We start from the raw sequence: 16432 nt of genomic DNA, 5'->3' as shown, positions 1-16432 counted from the left end.
AGCCAGGATCAAACTCTCCATTAAAGACCAACCGAAGCTGGTTTATAGAAAGAGCGATTCGCTCATTTTGAAACTGACGAGATAAAATATCTCTTGTTTGATTTTGCGAACAAAATCATTTACTCACTCGTTGTTCAGTTTTCAAAGATCAAACTTACATGATGTTTTGCTTTTGTTTTACTTTTTTTCACCACCGCGTCTCAGCGGCGACTTAAATAATATAGCACACAACCTCATTTTACGTCAAGCATTTTTTTAAAATTTATTTTCATGCTTGTTTGCAATAAATTTATCCTGCTGTAAACAGGTCTAAATTATTCAAGCCGCTTAATGGGGCGAGTTATAACTTAGCATATCTTTTATAAACTCGTCAACCTTTAACGAAAATTTTTATGTTTTGAGCATCAATGTGACTCCATTACGCATAAAAAAAGGAAGAAAATCCGTCTAACGGGCCTTCCTCCCGCTGATTCGATGTATCAATTAAATAAGGGAATAACGTAATTCACTATAGTGTCCGCGATTCCTGAGATTCCCGCCAGCCGATTCCCTGATCAGTGAGCGGTATACCAGCTTACGTAGCACTACGGTAAGATCCAGTTGGAGATTTTCTAGATCAGGATGATGAATAAGCTCATCTATGGACCAAGGTTCCCGTCTGCTGCCTAAAATGCGGAATAGCGGTGCTGAGCACCCCTCCATTTTAGACATCACTGAAAATTCGCAAGCAAGCAGCACGAGCTCAACCCGCTGCTCAAGGGTTTCTGTACTTAACGTGAGTTCGTTGTACAGCTTGTAGATCGTTCGATCCAACGGCTGTATCTGCACCCACAAGTGAACTGTCGGATAAATCCCCCGCTCAATGAGCTCAATGGAGGCCCAATGATTCAACGCCTTCAAAATACTCTGATGAGCGTCAATGGTCCGCCCTTCTCTCGTCGCTCTTTTGCCATGAACGTAATTGACCAGAAAACGGGCGAACTCATGAAATTTCTTTTGCTCTCGTAACGGGTCGTTGAATTCGATAATTTCCCGCCTTAAAAGGCTGACCCTTTCATCCCGCTCCCACATGATACGGCCTTCTAGTAAATAATCTATTATGTTGGCATGTTCACCGGCGATAATCCACCCTTTCAGACAATCCAGTGTTACGTACAACACCTGACACCTTAATCCATTAATCAGTAAATGCTGAATGGAACGGGCTAGCTTCCGGCCTTCTCCAATAATTAGAATGAGTTCATCAAAATCGTACAGCATGACTCCATGAAAATATTCGCCCGGCTTTCTATACGAAATAATGCCGATCGAATCTTCCTGCAACAATTCATCATACATCAAACTTAATTTGGTTGGCTGCACTTCTCCCTCCACCCCTGTAAGGCGGCCATAACCGCTAAATTTGAATATATGTGAACATTTCTACATGAAAAAGGAACTTCCTTCTTCAATTCTAAAAATTTTAAGTTTTATTTACTTATTTCTTTTAGCGTATTCCAGGCGGTCTGATCTGCAAAGGTTCGGTTCCATACACCGATTCCCCCGAGTTTCAATGACTTGGCAAGTTGCACCCTCGCTTCCAGAGACACACGATCCTCGAGCCAAATCTTTTTGACAATACCGTCTTCAGTGTACTCGACATAATTCTGGCCTTCCGAGGATCTGAATTTAGGCTTCAGCTTAAATTTCTCGATAATCGCCGCTGTTGATTCCATACCAAGCGACTTGGAGCTAACTTTGACGGTGTCTCCTTTAGGTGTTTCAGACCATACACGAGTGTATAACGGAATGCCCAAAACAACTTTTTGAGATGGTACTTCATCCTCCTGAATGATTCGCTTGATCGACGCTTTCACCCACGGCAATGAGGCTACAGAACCAGCCTTCGGGCTGGCTGCCCAATGCTCATCATAGGCCATAACCATGAGATAATCCGTAATGGAACCCAATGATTTTCGATCCAGAAAAGCAGACCACATTTCACTTTGAGATTTAGGTGTTACGTCAATAGACAATATCAAATCATGTTCACGTGCCATCGGCTTAAGCTCTCGCAAAAATTGGGTGACATTGGGTCCATCCTTCGTATAAACATTTTCAAAGTCAATATTGATACCGTCCAGACCATTTTCCTCGGCAAGTGTAATCATCTGATCTATAATTGACTTTCGCCGTTCAAAGGTAGACAAGGCCTCTGTCGTTAATTCAGGATTAAAGCTGTTGCTCAACAAGCCCCATACTTCCATCCCCTTGCGATGCGCCCAACTGACATAGGCAGGGTCCGCTTTGCTTTGTACGGTGCCCTCATTATCTATGACACTGAACCAAGTGGGACTCACCACATTCACTCCAGGCATAGGTCCAAATTTGGAAGGATCAGGTTTACGGTTGTAAACGGCCTCCCAGGCGAGATTCACAGGCCTGTCTTCCCAATGCTTCTCTGAGATGGACAGAGTCTCTTTAACTGCGGCCATCGTGAGTTCCTCTCCTTCAGAGACGTTGGTCGCCTGCACATATCCAGCGTAGCCGTTATCCAGTTGAACAAAATACCAATCAGCCTGTTTGGACCAAATACGCACCTTCGTTTGTTGAGGTATATCCGTCAAAATAAAAGACAGGCTGGAGGCTTCTTTACGCAAAGCGATTGTGGCATCCTGTCGTCCATCCTTCTTCTCCACGTTCCCCAGTTTGACTTTCTCTCCGGCTTTCATCAGGATGACTGCACCCGTCACTGTGTCTTCATGAACAGATACACCATATACTTCACGGACAGCTTGCATAGGTATAAATACCGATTCACTAATAATCTGGGGAGCTGCGCTGAGCGTATATGATGTTCCATTCAATTCCCCTTGGGGCTTTGAAACGGTCATATGCAGCAAATTCTGCCTAGTAGCCAAAATAATAGTTTGGCTGTCGCTCTCATAACGAATCGTAGGATCAATTTTACTTTGCACAAATTTGAGCGGTACCAACATGTTCTTGCCGGAGTTTTGGGCTTCATATCCGGTCAACTTTCCCTGGATAAAAATAGGACGTACACTGCCTTGCCAATCGGGTTTTTCATGAAGTGGATTACCGAACCAAACGACAGTAATTGCGCAGATGATCGCTGCGAACAATAGCAAGCTTGCTGCCCCTTTGAAACGTGAACGTTTACGGCGGCGTCTGGAATGATTTCTGGCCAATATTCAACCTCCATTGTCGGAACTTTGAATTACAGGATAACGTAAACTGAAATGGTTACTTAAACAAAAGTTATTTAAACAAAAAAACGCGGTAAATCCCCGCTTGTGGGGAATCTCTCACGTTTCCAGCCCATTACAATATATACATACCGCACCAAAAAACTTCTATTCCTTGTTTCACTGAATTTCCTTGCTGATACAAGCTTTGCACACTCCGTATAACTCCATACGATGTCCATGCACTTCGAAACCTGTTTCCAACGTGGCATGGTGTTCCACATCAGCCAAGTACGGATAACTGAAATCTTCAATCTTTCCGCATTTTTCGCAAATGATATGATAGTGTTCCGAAACATTGGCATCATAACGACTGGCGTTATCTCCATAGGTCAACTCATGTACCATACCCGCTTCTATAAACATCTTTAAGTTATTATAAACCGTAGCCACACTCATGCTTGGAAACTTGGATTCGAGCGCACGATATATTTCATCTGCGGTCGGATGTCCCATAGATTCCATCAGATAGTTTAATATGGCATGGCGCTGGGGTGTTATGCGTACACCTGTCTTCTTTAGAAGTTCCAAAGCATGCTGGACGTGAGCTGCCATATATGTCCACCGCCTATCCCTTACTTACTATTCGCTTTATTACAACCATTTTACATTCTACTCACGTTGTAAGGTCTATCCACATTGTACGGTCAATTCAAGTTTCTTGTCAACGCGCCTCATTATCGCTGGATGTCCCGTTGGAGGCCCCGGTAGCGGGAGATTCAGATTCAGCCGAGGGCGTTTCTGATGCATCAGGCATACTCGATCCTGCCGACTCGTCCAAGCCAGGTAGCGATGGCATTAGTAGCCTTTTGATCGTTAAATTACTGTTGCCTTCCACGTTGACCGTATACTTACCTGTCCCATTTTGGCCTGAGATACTTTTACTGTCTATTTTAAAAGGGAAGTCTGATCGAAGGTTACCATAACTGCTGGACCCCTCCAACTGAAAGTCACCATTCGACGGAAGGTCCAACGCAATGTCACCGACAGCACTGTATATTTTCCAATCTCCGCCTACCTGCTCGCTATGCACCTTGATCCCGCCATTGAGCGAATTTGCATTCAGCTTGGCTGTGGGATTCAGAACGTTCATGTCACCATTTTGGGTATCAACCGTAATATCACCTTCCGAGCGGGCAAGCTGAATGTCGCCTACCATTGTGCGCAGCTCAACCGTTCCTTCAATATCCCCTGCCTGCATATTGCCACGATTGGTTCGCACATCTACATCCCCGGTGATACGATGTAATTTGATCTGACCGTTCAAGGTGACTCCTTTGACATTGCCGATAGCATTATTAACCGTCAAATTCCCGTTCCCGCTCTCAAGCCGGATGCTGTCGATGGCATCTACTCCGTTCAGGGTAATATCGCCGTTGGAGGTTCTGATCTGTATATTAAATCGCCGATCCTCCGGCACTGTAATTAACATATTCGTACGGGGCTGACGTCTGCTCGATACCCCGTATGACTGTACCTCTGGACGAATCTGAATAGTCTTGCCGTCAGTAGAAGTCAGCGAGGAGGCTTGGGCAATCTTGTCCGCTTCAGCAGCAGGCGCTTGATCCACCCACAGAGTCGCACGTACCTCTACATTGGATACAGGTCGTCTGATCAGCGTTATATCGCCATTGACCGAATCAACTATCAAATCGGACGTCCGCATCGTTACAGGCACCAGTACGCCGCCCATATCATATCGATTTCCTTTCGCCTGACTAAAATCCATGGACGCCGCGGTCAGATTCAAACTAACTCGGTTCCACAGATACATATAATGATTTTGCTGGGTTACGATAAAAACAGCGGCGGTCACGACCAATGCAGAGACAATTCCCTTCAGATCAGGTCTGAAACGTCGTCCGTTGTCGGGCTTGCCCTCCTTACGGTAGTACACACCAAAAAAAATCAGATACTCCAATCCCCACAGCACAAAGATAACGGGCCACCATACGAGGAGCTGAAGCATATATTCGGTATGTTGAACAACATCCAAGATAAGCAGAACGCCTACAGCCATTAACAGAAGCGAAGAGGTATAGCGCCCGATTCTTATTTTGCGGTGCACGCCAGCTTCACCCTCTTTCCTTTACCTTTTTACGTTTGACCAACAAGCCGACTTCTCGCAGAAAGGCTAATAGTCCGATCAGCATTAATAAAATAGCTAGCGTCAAAAAGCCATAATCCTCGAAAAAGTTGCCCAGCCAGCGTGGTTTCATACGAAACAGAATCATAAGTCCGCCACCCGCCACGAGCAGCACGGCAAAAGAAAAACCTCTCTCCCAGGCATAGAACGGGCTGCTTTGCTGCCCTCGTGCATCCATCTGTGCATTACGATCGGGCTTACGGCGATAGCGAACCATGTAGTCCGCTGATTGTAACACGTCATATACATTATAAAAATATAAGACAGGAATGAACAAGCCGAGCAAAATAAGCAACGGAATGTTAATCCTCAAGCTATCAGAGGCAACATACAGCATCGCAAAAATATCTAACAGAAGCAATACGATAAATGTAAGTCCCCTAATGAACAGCCCTAAAAAAAGATGCCCCAGACCGGGTAATAATGATGCCATGATAATGGCAATCACTTTGCGAAATTTAGCGTATTTTAGACGTTTACCCTGTTGGGGGTGTTCCCGCTGTTCCGAATCGGGTGACTGTTGACCCTCTCCAGACAGTAGGGGTTGTTCCGAGTTCATACCATCCTCCCCTTTGAATTCCATGCGTGATCCGCAGCAAATGCTCCAATGGTTAGGTAGTACCCCAATCGGATTGAAGAGTAACTGGAAAAAATGAGGTGAACCTTCATTCCACGGAAACTGCCGCTACATCCTCCCACTGTCGGAGATCGGCTGCAATACGAACCGGATTAAAATCGCGGCGAGCCAACACTTCCAAAGAAACCTCCATACTCTGCCGATTTGGATGCAGTTCGTGAAAGGGGACATTCTCATGCTCTTTAATTATGATTTTACGTATTTCTACTTTTTCTTGCTCTAAATAAGTCGAAATTTGCTCCAGCAATCTATGAGATGACAATCCGCATAGTGTTATAAGATGACGTTGTCTGCCACGCATATACCGCAATTCAACTTTGTTAAACACCCATAAATTCAAAAATACAAGTACAGTCGCCGCTATAGATGGAAAATAAAAGCCCGCTCCGACCCCGAGACCAATAGCTGCTACAACCCAGATGGAAGCCGCAGTCGTTAAGCCTGTAATGGATTTGCCTGTAAACATAATTGTTCCTGCGCCCAAAAATCCTACTCCAGTAATTACCGCCGTAGCCAAACGTGCTGGATCTATACGTACATTGGCTTCTTTGATAAAATCGGCAAAGCCATAAATGGAGAGCAGCATAATCAGCGTCGAACCGAGACTAACCATAATATGAGTCCTCAAACCTGCAGCATGATTGGAACGTTCGCGCTCAATACCAATGAATCCGCCCAGGAGCATGGATAGCAAAAGTCGTAAAATGATATGTGAATCGTCTATAATCCACGGGTTATCCATTAAAGTTCCCCTCCCGGTTATGTCGTGCTTACCTCTCCGGGTATGCGGTTTGTTTGCTATTTCAATTTGCTAACGCTATTTCACGTTATGCAGGTGGTATGTGGTTAATTCCACGCCCGGAGCCACCTCTGCAGCCGATACGGGGCGAAAGCCATGTTTTCGATAAAGGGCCACCGCAGGAGCATTTAAAGTTCCTGTAGATACGATAAACAGTGGTATATGATGATATTCATTCAAAGCATGCTCCATTAAGGAGTCGGCAATCCCTTTGCGAAAATGATCCGGATGAACCATCATACGTGTAAGTGTGAGCGAACCGGATGACTCAGACTGCACCGCCAGCGCCCCTAACAGGTTGCCATCCTCAATCCAGCCATAGAATGTCTCTCCGCAGCTTCGCAGCGTATCAAACGTGTCCATAAGGGGTGGTATTTCATCAAAACCGATCCGCTCAGCCTCCAACCTGTAGGCGATGTGCTGAAGACGCCATATCTGGCTGACCATTTCATTGTCTTCCAATGAACATATGCTCATCATGCTGTATCCCTCCTTTTATTCAGGGCAGGCTATGCTGCTATTTTCTAAAGAAAAACTCGTAACATGTCATTGCGCTTCCAAATTCCGTACAGCAACTCTTACAGATCTTATACAAAAAGGGGCCTGTCCCTATAAGACAAGCCCCTTTCAAATCTATGCCATTAGCGGTTTAGCACTTCCGTCAGCAGCTTGTTGGCGAGGCCAGGGTTTGCTTTCCCCTTGCTCTCCTTCATCACTTGACCAACCAGGAAGCCAATGGCCTTCTGCTTGCCAGCTTTGTAATCCTCAACCGATTGCGGGTTAGCCGCTACTACCTGCTCGACGATCGTCATGATCGCACCCTCGTCACTGATTTGCACAAGCCCTTTTTCTTCAACAATTTGCTGCGGCAGTTTATCACTCTCCAGCATTTCCTTGAAGACCGTTTTAGCGATTTTACTATTGATCGTCCCCTTCTCCAGCAGTCCGATCATTTCACCCAAGCCCCGGCCTGTCAGTTTAACCTGCAACAGCTCCACACCGGCACTGTTTAAATAGCCGAGCAAATCCCCCATAATCCAGTTGGATACTGCTTTGGCATCCTTCGTGTATTGAAGACTATCCTCGAACAAATCGGCCAGTGGCTTGGAAGACGTAATTACCTCTGCGTCATACTCAGGCAATCCGTATTCCGAGGTGTAGCGTTCTTTACGCTGGTCAGGCAGTTCAGGAATCGAAGCACGGATGCGTTCTTTCCATTCTGCATCAATATGCAGCGTAACGAGATCCGGGTCCGGGAAATAACGATAGTCATGCGCCTGTTCCTTACCACGCATAGACAGAGTTTTACCTTGGGCCTCATCCCAACGGCGTGTCTCCTGTACAATCGTTCCGCCTTCCTCCAGCGTCTGTTCCTGGCGGAACTGCTCATATTCCAATCCGCGCTGTACGCCACGGAAGGAGTTCATGTTTTTTAGCTCTGCTTTAGTACCTAGCTCTTTCTGTCCATGCGGACGAAGGCTGATGTTCGCGTCGCAGCGAAGCGAGCCTTCCTCCATCTTCACATCGGATACGTCACAATACTGCATAATAGCACGTATTTTTTCCAGGTAAGCCTTGGCTTCTTCAGGTGAGGCTATTTCCGGTTCCGAAACGATCTCGACCAATGGTGTACCGACCCGGTTAAAATCAACCAAAGACGCATAGCCGCCATCGATATGTGTTAATTTGCCTGCGTCCTCTTCCAGATGCAGTCGGGTAATACCGATACGCTTTGTCTCGCCGTTCACTTCAATATCAATCCAGCCATGCTCGCCGATCGGCTGATCGTATTGCGAGATTTGGTAAGCCTTGGGTGAATCGGGGTAAAAATAGTTTTTGCGGTCAAACTTGCTCACATCAGCAATGGTGCAATTAAGCGCCATCGCCGCTTTCATCGCATAATCAACAGCCTGACGGTTCAATACCGGCAGTACCCCTGGATGTCCAAGACAAACTGGACATGTATGCGAGTTTGGTGGTGCTCCGAAGGATGTCGAGCATCCGCAAAATATTTTAGACTTCGTATGCAATTCCACATGGACTTCCAGTCCGATAACCGTCTCATATTTGGATGTAGTTGTAGACATAAATGGGTTCCCTCCTTTTCGGCGAATTACAGCTGCGGACGCTGCTTGTGGAATTCGGTATTTTGTTCAAATGCATGTGCTACACGCAGCACGGAAGACTCGTCAAAGGCTTTTCCGATAATTTGTAGTCCGACTGGCATTCCATCTGCAAGACCACAAGGAATGCTGATGGCTGGCACGCCAGCCAAACTCACCGGAATTGTCAAGATATCATTCAAATACATCGTTAATGGATTATCCACTTGCGAACCTATTTTAAAAGCTGTGGTCGGCGCAGTAGGTCCGATAATGACATCATATTGTTCAAACACACGATCAAAATCCTGTTTGATCAGTGTACGCACTTTTTGAGCTTTCAAGTAGTAAGCATCATAGTACCCGGAACTCAGCGCATAGGTGCCCAGCATAATCCGACGCTTCACCTCGGGGCCAAAGCCCTGCGTGCGGGACCGATGGTACAAATCCAGCAGGTTGTCCGGATTGTCTGCACGTACGCCATAACGTACACCGTCAAAACGGGCCAGATTGGACGATGCTTCGGATGAAGCCAGCAGATAGTATGTGGCTACCGCATACTCGGTGTGCGGAAGAGAAACTTCTTCCCATACCGCGCCCAGTCCTTCCAGCGTTTTCAGCGCGTCCAGCACCTTTTCCTTGACCTGTGGATCGACGCCCTCACCCAGATACTCCTTAGGTATAGCAATACGAAGTCCTTTTACATCTCCGGTCAAAGCGTTCAAGTAATCAGGAACGTCTACCTTCGCAGAAGTGGAGTCCTTCTGATCATAGCCTGCAATGGCTTGCAGTACGTACGCCGAATCCTGAACATTTTTCGTAATCGGTCCGATTTGGTCCAAAGAAGAAGCAAAGGCCACCAAACCAAAACGTGATACCAGACCATAGGTTGGCTTCAAGCCGACTACGCCGCAATAAGAAGCGGGCTGGCGAATGGAACCGCCTGTATCGGAGCCGAGGGTGAAATAAGCCTCACCCGCTGCTACAGCCGCAGCCGAGCCGCCGCTAGAGCCACCGGGAACGCGTTCCAGATCCCAAGGATTTCGTGCTGGGAAGAAGCTGGAATTCTCGTTAGAGCCGCCCATGGCGAATTCGTCCATGTTCATTTTGCCCAGTGTCACGGTTTGCGCCGCACGCAATTTGCCGACAACCGTTGCATCGTACACGGGATCAAAATTCTTCAAAAACTGACTGCCGCACGTTGTACGCAGACCTTCTGTCACGATGTTATCCTTAATGCCGACCGGCAGGCCAAACAGCAACCCGCGTTCCTCTCCCGAGATCAGATGATCATCAAGCTGACGTGCGGATGCACGTGCCTGCTCCTCGTCAACGGTAATGTAAGCCCTGATCTTGTCTTCCCGCGCACCAATCGTCTCCAGAGCGTGACCCACCAGGTCGCTCACTGAAATTTCTTTTTGATGCAGCTTGTTATGTATTTCCGGCAATGTGTTATCAAACAAGCTCAATTTGCATCCTCCTTTCAAATGTGAAATCTATTCCAGAACAGCAGGAACTTTAAACTGTCCGTCTTCTTCTTCAGGCGCATTGCGCATCACTTGCTCGTGTGTCAAACTTTCGCGAACTTCGTCGTCCCGCATGACATTGCTAACGTGCAGCACATGAGTGGTCGGTTTTACCTGTTCCGTATCCAGCTCATTCAGCTTCTCCGCATAGTGGAGAATGGCGTTCAATTGCCCTGTCATCGTGTCTTCCTCGGCTGCGGTCAGATTCAACCGGGACAACTTGGCTACGTGACGGACATCTTCCGTGGAAATGTTCATACAAAAACCTCCTCGTGTATATTAAAAATGCTGCACCGAACTTTGAAATAACGTTTTTAATTATAGGATAGAACCCTTTACAATTCAATCTTTGACGCAGTACAGAAGCAAACTGTGCAACCGGGCGGCAAAATGTTACTAAATGTATATAAAAAAAGCACCTCTCGGTGCTCTTTTGAAAAGCGATAGGAGCTAAAAACGTGCCAATTATATATTCTGAAAAAGAGTCGGCATTAACCGCTCCCTATATCCAAGCACGTAAATTGACTTGTCTAATAAAATCAGCCTGTGACAACAACTCTGTCGCGGTTTCTTCTTCCTCAGCCTCTACCGAATCAAGACCACCGTTCATCACATGTCTGAACAGTTTCTCATTATGCGTAGCAAGGGCGTAATCGATCAGCGCTTCACGCTCAACCCACTCGGCTTCCAGCTTCAAAATACTTTCTTCCGGCTCGATGTCCCCCGATGGTACAAAAAAGTTGCGATTCACCTTCGGGACGCGAATGACATAGTCAAAAGCATTGTCCGCATTACGGTCGTAAGCAATGATATAACCATGTTCGCCCACAGGAAGATTCTGCTCAAAAGCATCCGCGACGATCATAATTCTAGTTCCTAAATGATGCATCGTTAGCCCCCCCCGTTTGTCTGAACTTATCTGCTAAGTCTACTAAAAAAAAAGTAGCTTGTCTATATCATCTATGTATCTTCAAAACTGTCCGTCTCCACGTCCCAGCCTGTGCTCATTCAGCCTTGTGTGCCAATTCTGTGCAATGGTTCCACCTTGTTTTGTTACCCTTTTCCAAGTTATTACCTTCGATTCAGAACCTTGTACAGAAGCTCCATCTCCTGTCTTTATGGAAAAATGGCGGCTATCTCCATGCCCACGATGTAACCCAGACATATACTTCCTTTTCATTCATGCTCCCCCCTTGTGATCTGACGGCCAAATGCCTCTTTATCCTCTTAATGGGCAAAAAAAAGAACGCAAACCGGGATTCATCCACAGCTTGCGTGCTTCGCGAGTTTAGTATGTAACTTCAATATGTGTATGTTAACAAAAATAAAAACCTTTGTCTATATATTATTGATAATTTATTGTCGAAATGGGGCAGAACCTGTCACAGCTTTGATTCTGCCCCAACTGAAAACATTCATCACGTTTTACCGGATATACGGATTGTTGGCTTTTTCATAACCAATGGACGTTTTGGGACCGTGACCGGAATACACGGTAACGTCATCCCCAAGCGGGAACAATTTGTTCTGAATGGAATCGTACAAGTCCCGTTCCCGCCCACCAGCCAGGTCTGTGCGGCCGACACCCTGACGGAATAATACATCCCCGGAGAACAAGTCCTTACCACACAAAAAGCTGACGCTTCCGGGTGAGTGTCCAGGTGTATGGAACACCTTGAATGTATGCCCGATCAGGTTCAATTGCTGACCTTCCGCCAAATCATATTCGGCAGGCTCCGTCGAGATCGGCGGGGATGCCTCCGGCCACATCAAAGAGCCGTTTAATTTAGGGGATGTAAGCCAGTCCTGCTCCAAAGGGTGCAGATAAACCGGACAGCTCTTCGCTTTGCGAATCTCATCCACTCCACCGATATGATCAAAATGAGCATGGGTCAGCAAGATGGCTTCAATCTCCAGTGGCTCAATGGCTCTCAGCAAAGGACCTGGATTCATACCGGGATCAATAATAACGGCACGCTGCGGGTCATCCCCCTGAAGCAAATAGGCATTCGTTTGGAGCGGGCCCAGATTAAAGCTGCGAATAGACAACGTCATATTTTAAAATCCCGAGATGAGCTCGCGCAATTCCTGAACTATCACAGGATGAGCCTCGGTTCCCTCCCCATATTTCTCAGCCATTTCTTTACGGGCCACCGCAATTTTTTCTTGATAATCATCGGCTTCCCGATCCGGATTTTCACGTTTGAACGCGATCATAATTTCTTGGACCTGCGCAGGGCGCGGTCCCCAGTGACCCAGTACATGCCCCCCTGTATCCGCAAAAATCACAATCGGCACAGCACGTCCGCCCATCGTCAGGAAGTCGTCCATCAGCGCTTGGTGATTTTCCAAAATTAACACTTCGGTTGGAATCCCGCTATTCTCCAGCGCACGGAATACAACCGGTACGTTGCGTACTACATCTCCACACCAGTCGGCGGCCAATATGAGTACACGCAGATCGTCCCGATGGTTCAGGCTTTCAAAATACTCGCGGTCCTCTTCACGGTTCCACACAAACTGATCATACCCGGAGCCGAAGGCTTCCTTGTTCTTTTCCATACCCTCCATAAACTGTTCGGGGCTCAGACCTTTTCCAAAATATTGCGATACGTTAGTACGACTCATGTTATACACTCCCTTTCTTGTTTTTGGACACAATCCATTTGATAACAAAATAAATGATCAAGAGCGCAAGGGCAACCAGCAAAATCGGTTTGATATAAGGTGCTGCCACTTTATCAATCTGCTCCCACTTGTCTCCAAGCAGCATTCCTAAATATATAAACAGAACAGACCAGGGGATAATCGCCAGCGTCGTCAAAATCATAAAGCGCCATACGTTCATGCGAGCCAGCCCGGCAGGGATTGAGATCGCGTGACGCACAACAGGGATAAAGCGTGCTGTGAAAATGACCCCTGTGCCGTATTTGTTAAACCAGGCTTCGGCGTGGTCGACATGGCTTTTTTTGATGAGTATGTACTTTCCATACTTATCCAATACTGGCCTGCCGCCATAGCGTCCAATCCAGTAAATAAACAGTTGTGCCAGCACCCCGCCAATGGTTCCAAACACGACCGCGCCAAAAAAATTAATATGACCCGAGGACACTAAAAAGCCACCATAAGCGAGGACAATTTCACTTGGAATGACCTCAACCATCAAGCCTAGCATAATGCCAAAATACCCAAGACTACGAATGATCTCAAACAAATAATTAATGATACTAGATATATGATCCATTTATCTTCCCACTCCCTGCCCGTCTCTCTATTTTCATTAGTGTATCACAGCGGCAGAACAAGTGCCCACTTCGCCCAAGCAGGGAGGCCAGTGACCCCCACTCTTCTGCCCGCATAAGTTGTGAGAGAGAGGAGGGGATACGATATGCCTCCCGGCAAAATCCCCAAACATAACAATCCGCAATCCCGTTTACCCACGGCTCGTGGTATCCGGCGCGCATGCAGCAAAGAGCTGTACCGAACCTGCAAGCGTCTGCCTGTTCACATCGCTCCCGATCTGGTCAAGCAGGGCGAGGAGCTGTACTGTCGCAAGGTCGCCGGACACCTCATCTGGATCGCCGAAAACCACAGCAACCGCAGACTTCTGTGCGACTGGTGGGATGAGGATGTCAGCGAGGAACTCGCGCCGTTGTGGAAGGTGGATCGCGCCGTTTTGTGCGCTGCCTTTAGAAGTGCCTATGGCGGGTAGTTCTGCGCATCCAAGAATATGCGAAGCAAGGGAAGCAACCTGTAACTGCAACCTGTAAACTGTGAATCACCAAAAAGTGGAGCCACCCCGCAGTGGCCCCACTTTTGCTATATTTCTATCCCTGTTTCTTCGTCTGTCCTGCTCCCTCGGGAAGCAAATCCGCACAAGCACGCTCCAAATAAGGATCAGCATGAATAAAATCCCGAAATGCCGTGTATTCACGCCATAAAACAGAGCGTTCCCCTGCTTGGCCTTTGACGGCACGGATCAAAATATTTTTAGGCGTATGCTCCATGTCGATAAATTCCAGCAACTGTGTCCGATATCCCATCATGTCCAGCAGCTTGGCCCGGATACCGTCTGTCGCCAGCGCTGAAAAGCGCTCCTTCAAAATGCCATGGGAAAGCAACGGCTCCAGCAACGGATTTTCCAACTGGCTAAACAGCTCGTGCTGACAGCACGGAACTGACAGAATAACGGACGCTCCCCAGCGAACAGCTTTCTCCAGCGCAGCATCCGTTGCGGTATCACAGGCATGTAAAGTCACGACCATATCCACCTGCTCCAGCTCGTTATAGTCCGCAATATCACCGACCAAAAACTCCAATTGGCGGTATTGCAGCTTTTGAGCCAGAAGATTACAGGTTTCAATAACATCTGCCTTCAAATCCAGACCGACGATCTGCAAAGGTCGTTTTTGCTGTACTGCCAAATAATGATACAGCGCAAAGGTCAAATATGATTTGCCGCAGCCAAAATCCACAATTGTTAACGGGCGGCCTTCTGGAAGGTTAGGCAGTACATCCTGCACCATTTCGAGAAAACGGTTGATTTGCCGGAACTTATCATACTTGCGGGCCAGTATCTTACCGTCCTCATTCATGATCCCCAGTTCCATCAGGAAAGGAATCCGTTCTCCTTCTTCCAGCACGTATTGCTTTTTGCGGTTATGAGACAGGTCGGCTGTACTTTTGCTCGGTGATTTTGTCAAAATGGACACTTTATATTTTTTACTGATCAGCACCTGATAGTCCGCATTCTTCGCACACAAAAGTCCTTGACGGAACGTATCCTCAAACAAGGCAGTCATGCGCTCGTTAGTTTCATCAGGGGTCAGATTCTCATGAATGACCTTGTTGCTGTAATGAAAGGCAAACTGGTAATGCAGTTTGTTCTTCAATTCCACAGGCTTGATTTGCACTTTAGTAAAGGAAGCATCCTCCCGTTTGCGAAGCTGACTCAGCGTCGCAGTTATGAGGGACCCTCCTGTGGTTAGTTGGTATATAAGTTCACGCAGTGAATCCAAAGGGTACATCTCACTTTCTTCCATGTAATTGGGTAATCTCGACCAGACCCTCGGTTACTTCCCGGCGTGAAAGTCCACCCCGTTGAAGCTCCGCATCAGTCTGATCCAGCAATTGAGTATAAAATGCCTCTGCTTCCGGCAGCAGCTTCGGCTGCTCCCATGCCAGTCCGAACCAAACATCAGCGGCTTCGTCCAGCCTGTCCTCACGCTCATAATAAGCAGCCAACAGCTTGCTTGTGTCGGCTGGCAGCTCATATTCCCGAACCAAATTGACGATACACGCAATTCGCTCAGGCAGAACCTGAATGTCACGGGTCGCGCCATTCAAATCACTGTACAAGTATAGATGAAGGGATTTAATCAAGATTCGTATACCCTCGTCTGTTCTGTCGGTCTCCAGGTAAATAGTGGCCTCTTCTTCCAAAATGCGAGCCACCTGCTGAAGCTTGTCCGCTTCAATACCGGGACCCAGTCGAAAAAGCTCTATCATTTGTTCCGGCGGCAATCGTCTGAGCAAATCTGAACGAAGACGAAACTGCTTGTTCAGCAGGTCATCCAGTTGTTTCAGCGCTTCGACGTGTTTATTTTCACGCTTTAGACCGAGCACCGATGCTACTGCGGATGTCATTTCTTCCATCATACTGAGCAAATAATCTTTTCTAAGCAAACCGTTCCCTTCCTTCCATCCCGATGCCTCGACAACCAGGAACCATTTCACTTCTGATTGTAAGTCATCCTTGTGCAAAAGCCAAATGGCTCAGTCAAAACTACGAGTGTTCAAGAACTTCATAATTGATTCTTAATTACATCCGTGCTATTTTTGTTTCAATTAAGAAACAATATTCGAAACATTTCAGTAACTTAAATAAAAAGATATGATCAAATCACATTATTTCAATGGAAACAAAATATAAAATCAGATTCTTTTCGTATCCTGTCGGATAATGAGGTGGCCTATC

At 46.8% G+C, this 16432-nt stretch carries 18 protein-coding genes; 1 reads left to right on the top strand and 17 read right to left on the bottom strand.

Annotated features, from left to right (window positions below):
• Positions 1–483: 483 nt before the first annotated feature.
• The 15 genes from ACWGOO_RS21570 to ACWGOO_RS21500 all read right to left on the bottom strand — a co-directional run bounded on the left by ACWGOO_RS21570 (position 484) and on the right by ACWGOO_RS21500 (position 13699).
• On the bottom strand, positions 484–1362 hold the full coding sequence (locus tag ACWGOO_RS21570; RefSeq protein WP_452486722.1) for a nucleotidyltransferase-like protein: 879 nt from the start codon (positions 1360–1362) through the stop codon (positions 484–486).
• A gap of 107 nt (positions 1363–1469) precedes the next feature.
• The gene (locus ACWGOO_RS21565; RefSeq protein ID WP_452486720.1) at positions 1470–3188 is read right to left on the bottom strand and encodes a glycosyl hydrolase family 18 protein; all 1719 of its coding nucleotides are present in this window, start codon (positions 3186–3188) and stop codon (positions 1470–1472) included.
• A gap of 177 nt (positions 3189–3365) precedes the next feature.
• Positions 3366–3800, bottom strand: coding sequence for a peroxide-responsive transcriptional repressor PerR (gene perR / locus ACWGOO_RS21560; RefSeq protein ID WP_452486718.1), 435 nt, complete (start codon positions 3798–3800; stop codon positions 3366–3368).
• A 109-nt stretch (positions 3801–3909) separates the two neighbouring features.
• A complete protein-coding gene (locus tag ACWGOO_RS21555) occupies positions 3910–5313 on the bottom strand; it encodes a DUF4097 family beta strand repeat-containing protein (RefSeq protein WP_452486717.1) in 1404 nt (467 codons plus the stop codon).
• A gap of 7 nt (positions 5314–5320) precedes the next feature.
• Positions 5321–5974 carry a hypothetical protein gene (locus tag ACWGOO_RS21550; protein WP_452486715.1) on the bottom strand — a complete coding sequence of 218 codons (654 nt, stop codon included), beginning with the start codon at positions 5972–5974 and terminating at the stop codon, positions 5321–5323.
• Between the two features lie 82 nt (positions 5975–6056).
• Positions 6057–6770, bottom strand: coding sequence for an MgtC/SapB family protein (locus tag ACWGOO_RS21545; protein WP_452486714.1), 714 nt, complete (start codon positions 6768–6770; stop codon positions 6057–6059).
• A gap of 75 nt (positions 6771–6845) precedes the next feature.
• Entirely contained in the window at positions 6846–7307 is a 462-nt protein-coding gene (locus tag ACWGOO_RS21540; RefSeq protein ID WP_452486712.1) for a GNAT family N-acetyltransferase, read from the bottom strand.
• A gap of 161 nt (positions 7308–7468) precedes the next feature.
• Positions 7469–8914 carry an Asp-tRNA(Asn)/Glu-tRNA(Gln) amidotransferase subunit GatB gene (gatB, locus tag ACWGOO_RS21535; RefSeq protein ID WP_452486710.1) on the bottom strand — a complete coding sequence of 482 codons (1446 nt, stop codon included), beginning with the start codon at positions 8912–8914 and terminating at the stop codon, positions 7469–7471.
• A 26-nt stretch (positions 8915–8940) separates the two neighbouring features.
• On the bottom strand, positions 8941–10398 hold the full coding sequence (gene gatA / locus ACWGOO_RS21530; RefSeq protein WP_452486708.1) for an Asp-tRNA(Asn)/Glu-tRNA(Gln) amidotransferase subunit GatA: 1458 nt from the start codon (positions 10396–10398) through the stop codon (positions 8941–8943).
• Between the two features lie 27 nt (positions 10399–10425).
• Positions 10426–10713 carry an Asp-tRNA(Asn)/Glu-tRNA(Gln) amidotransferase subunit GatC gene (gene gatC, locus ACWGOO_RS21525; RefSeq protein ID WP_025684464.1) on the bottom strand — a complete coding sequence of 96 codons (288 nt, stop codon included), beginning with the start codon at positions 10711–10713 and terminating at the stop codon, positions 10426–10428.
• Positions 10714–10957: 244 nt separating this feature from the next.
• Entirely contained in the window at positions 10958–11344 is a 387-nt protein-coding gene (locus ACWGOO_RS21520; RefSeq protein ID WP_452486706.1) for an ATPase, read from the bottom strand.
• An 81-nt stretch (positions 11345–11425) separates the two neighbouring features.
• Positions 11426–11635 carry a hypothetical protein gene (locus tag ACWGOO_RS21515; protein WP_452486704.1) on the bottom strand — a complete coding sequence of 70 codons (210 nt, stop codon included), beginning with the start codon at positions 11633–11635 and terminating at the stop codon, positions 11426–11428.
• 245 nt (positions 11636–11880) lie between these two features.
• Entirely contained in the window at positions 11881–12510 is a 630-nt protein-coding gene (locus ACWGOO_RS21510; RefSeq protein ID WP_452486702.1) for an MBL fold metallo-hydrolase, read from the bottom strand.
• A gap of 3 nt (positions 12511–12513) precedes the next feature.
• Entirely contained in the window at positions 12514–13083 is a 570-nt protein-coding gene (locus tag ACWGOO_RS21505; RefSeq protein ID WP_452486700.1) for a thioredoxin family protein, read from the bottom strand.
• A 1-nt stretch (position 13084) separates the two neighbouring features.
• Positions 13085–13699: a DedA family protein gene (locus ACWGOO_RS21500; RefSeq protein ID WP_452486698.1), complete on the bottom strand. Its 615-nt coding sequence runs from the start codon at positions 13697–13699 to the stop codon at positions 13085–13087.
• A gap of 144 nt (positions 13700–13843) precedes the next feature.
• On the opposite strand from ACWGOO_RS21500, the gene ACWGOO_RS21495 reads away from it, so the two are divergent.
• Entirely contained in the window at positions 13844–14167 is a 324-nt protein-coding gene (locus tag ACWGOO_RS21495; RefSeq protein WP_452486730.1) for a dehydrogenase, read from the top strand.
• Between the two features lie 115 nt (positions 14168–14282).
• On the opposite strand, the gene ACWGOO_RS21490 is transcribed toward ACWGOO_RS21495, so the two are convergent.
• Both ACWGOO_RS21490 and ACWGOO_RS21485 read right to left on the bottom strand, forming a co-directional pair.
• On the bottom strand, positions 14283–15497 hold the full coding sequence (locus ACWGOO_RS21490; RefSeq protein WP_452486696.1) for a class I SAM-dependent methyltransferase: 1215 nt from the start codon (positions 15495–15497) through the stop codon (positions 14283–14285).
• Positions 15484–16191, bottom strand: coding sequence for a DUF6483 family protein (locus ACWGOO_RS21485; RefSeq protein WP_452486694.1), 708 nt, complete (start codon positions 16189–16191; stop codon positions 15484–15486). The genes ACWGOO_RS21490 and ACWGOO_RS21485 overlap by 14 nt, the downstream gene beginning before the upstream one ends.
• Positions 16192–16432 lie beyond the last annotated feature (241 nt).

It is taken from the genome of Paenibacillus sp. NPDC055715, from assembly GCF_053617595.1.
This window is presented reverse-complemented; position numbering and strand designations above follow the sequence as displayed.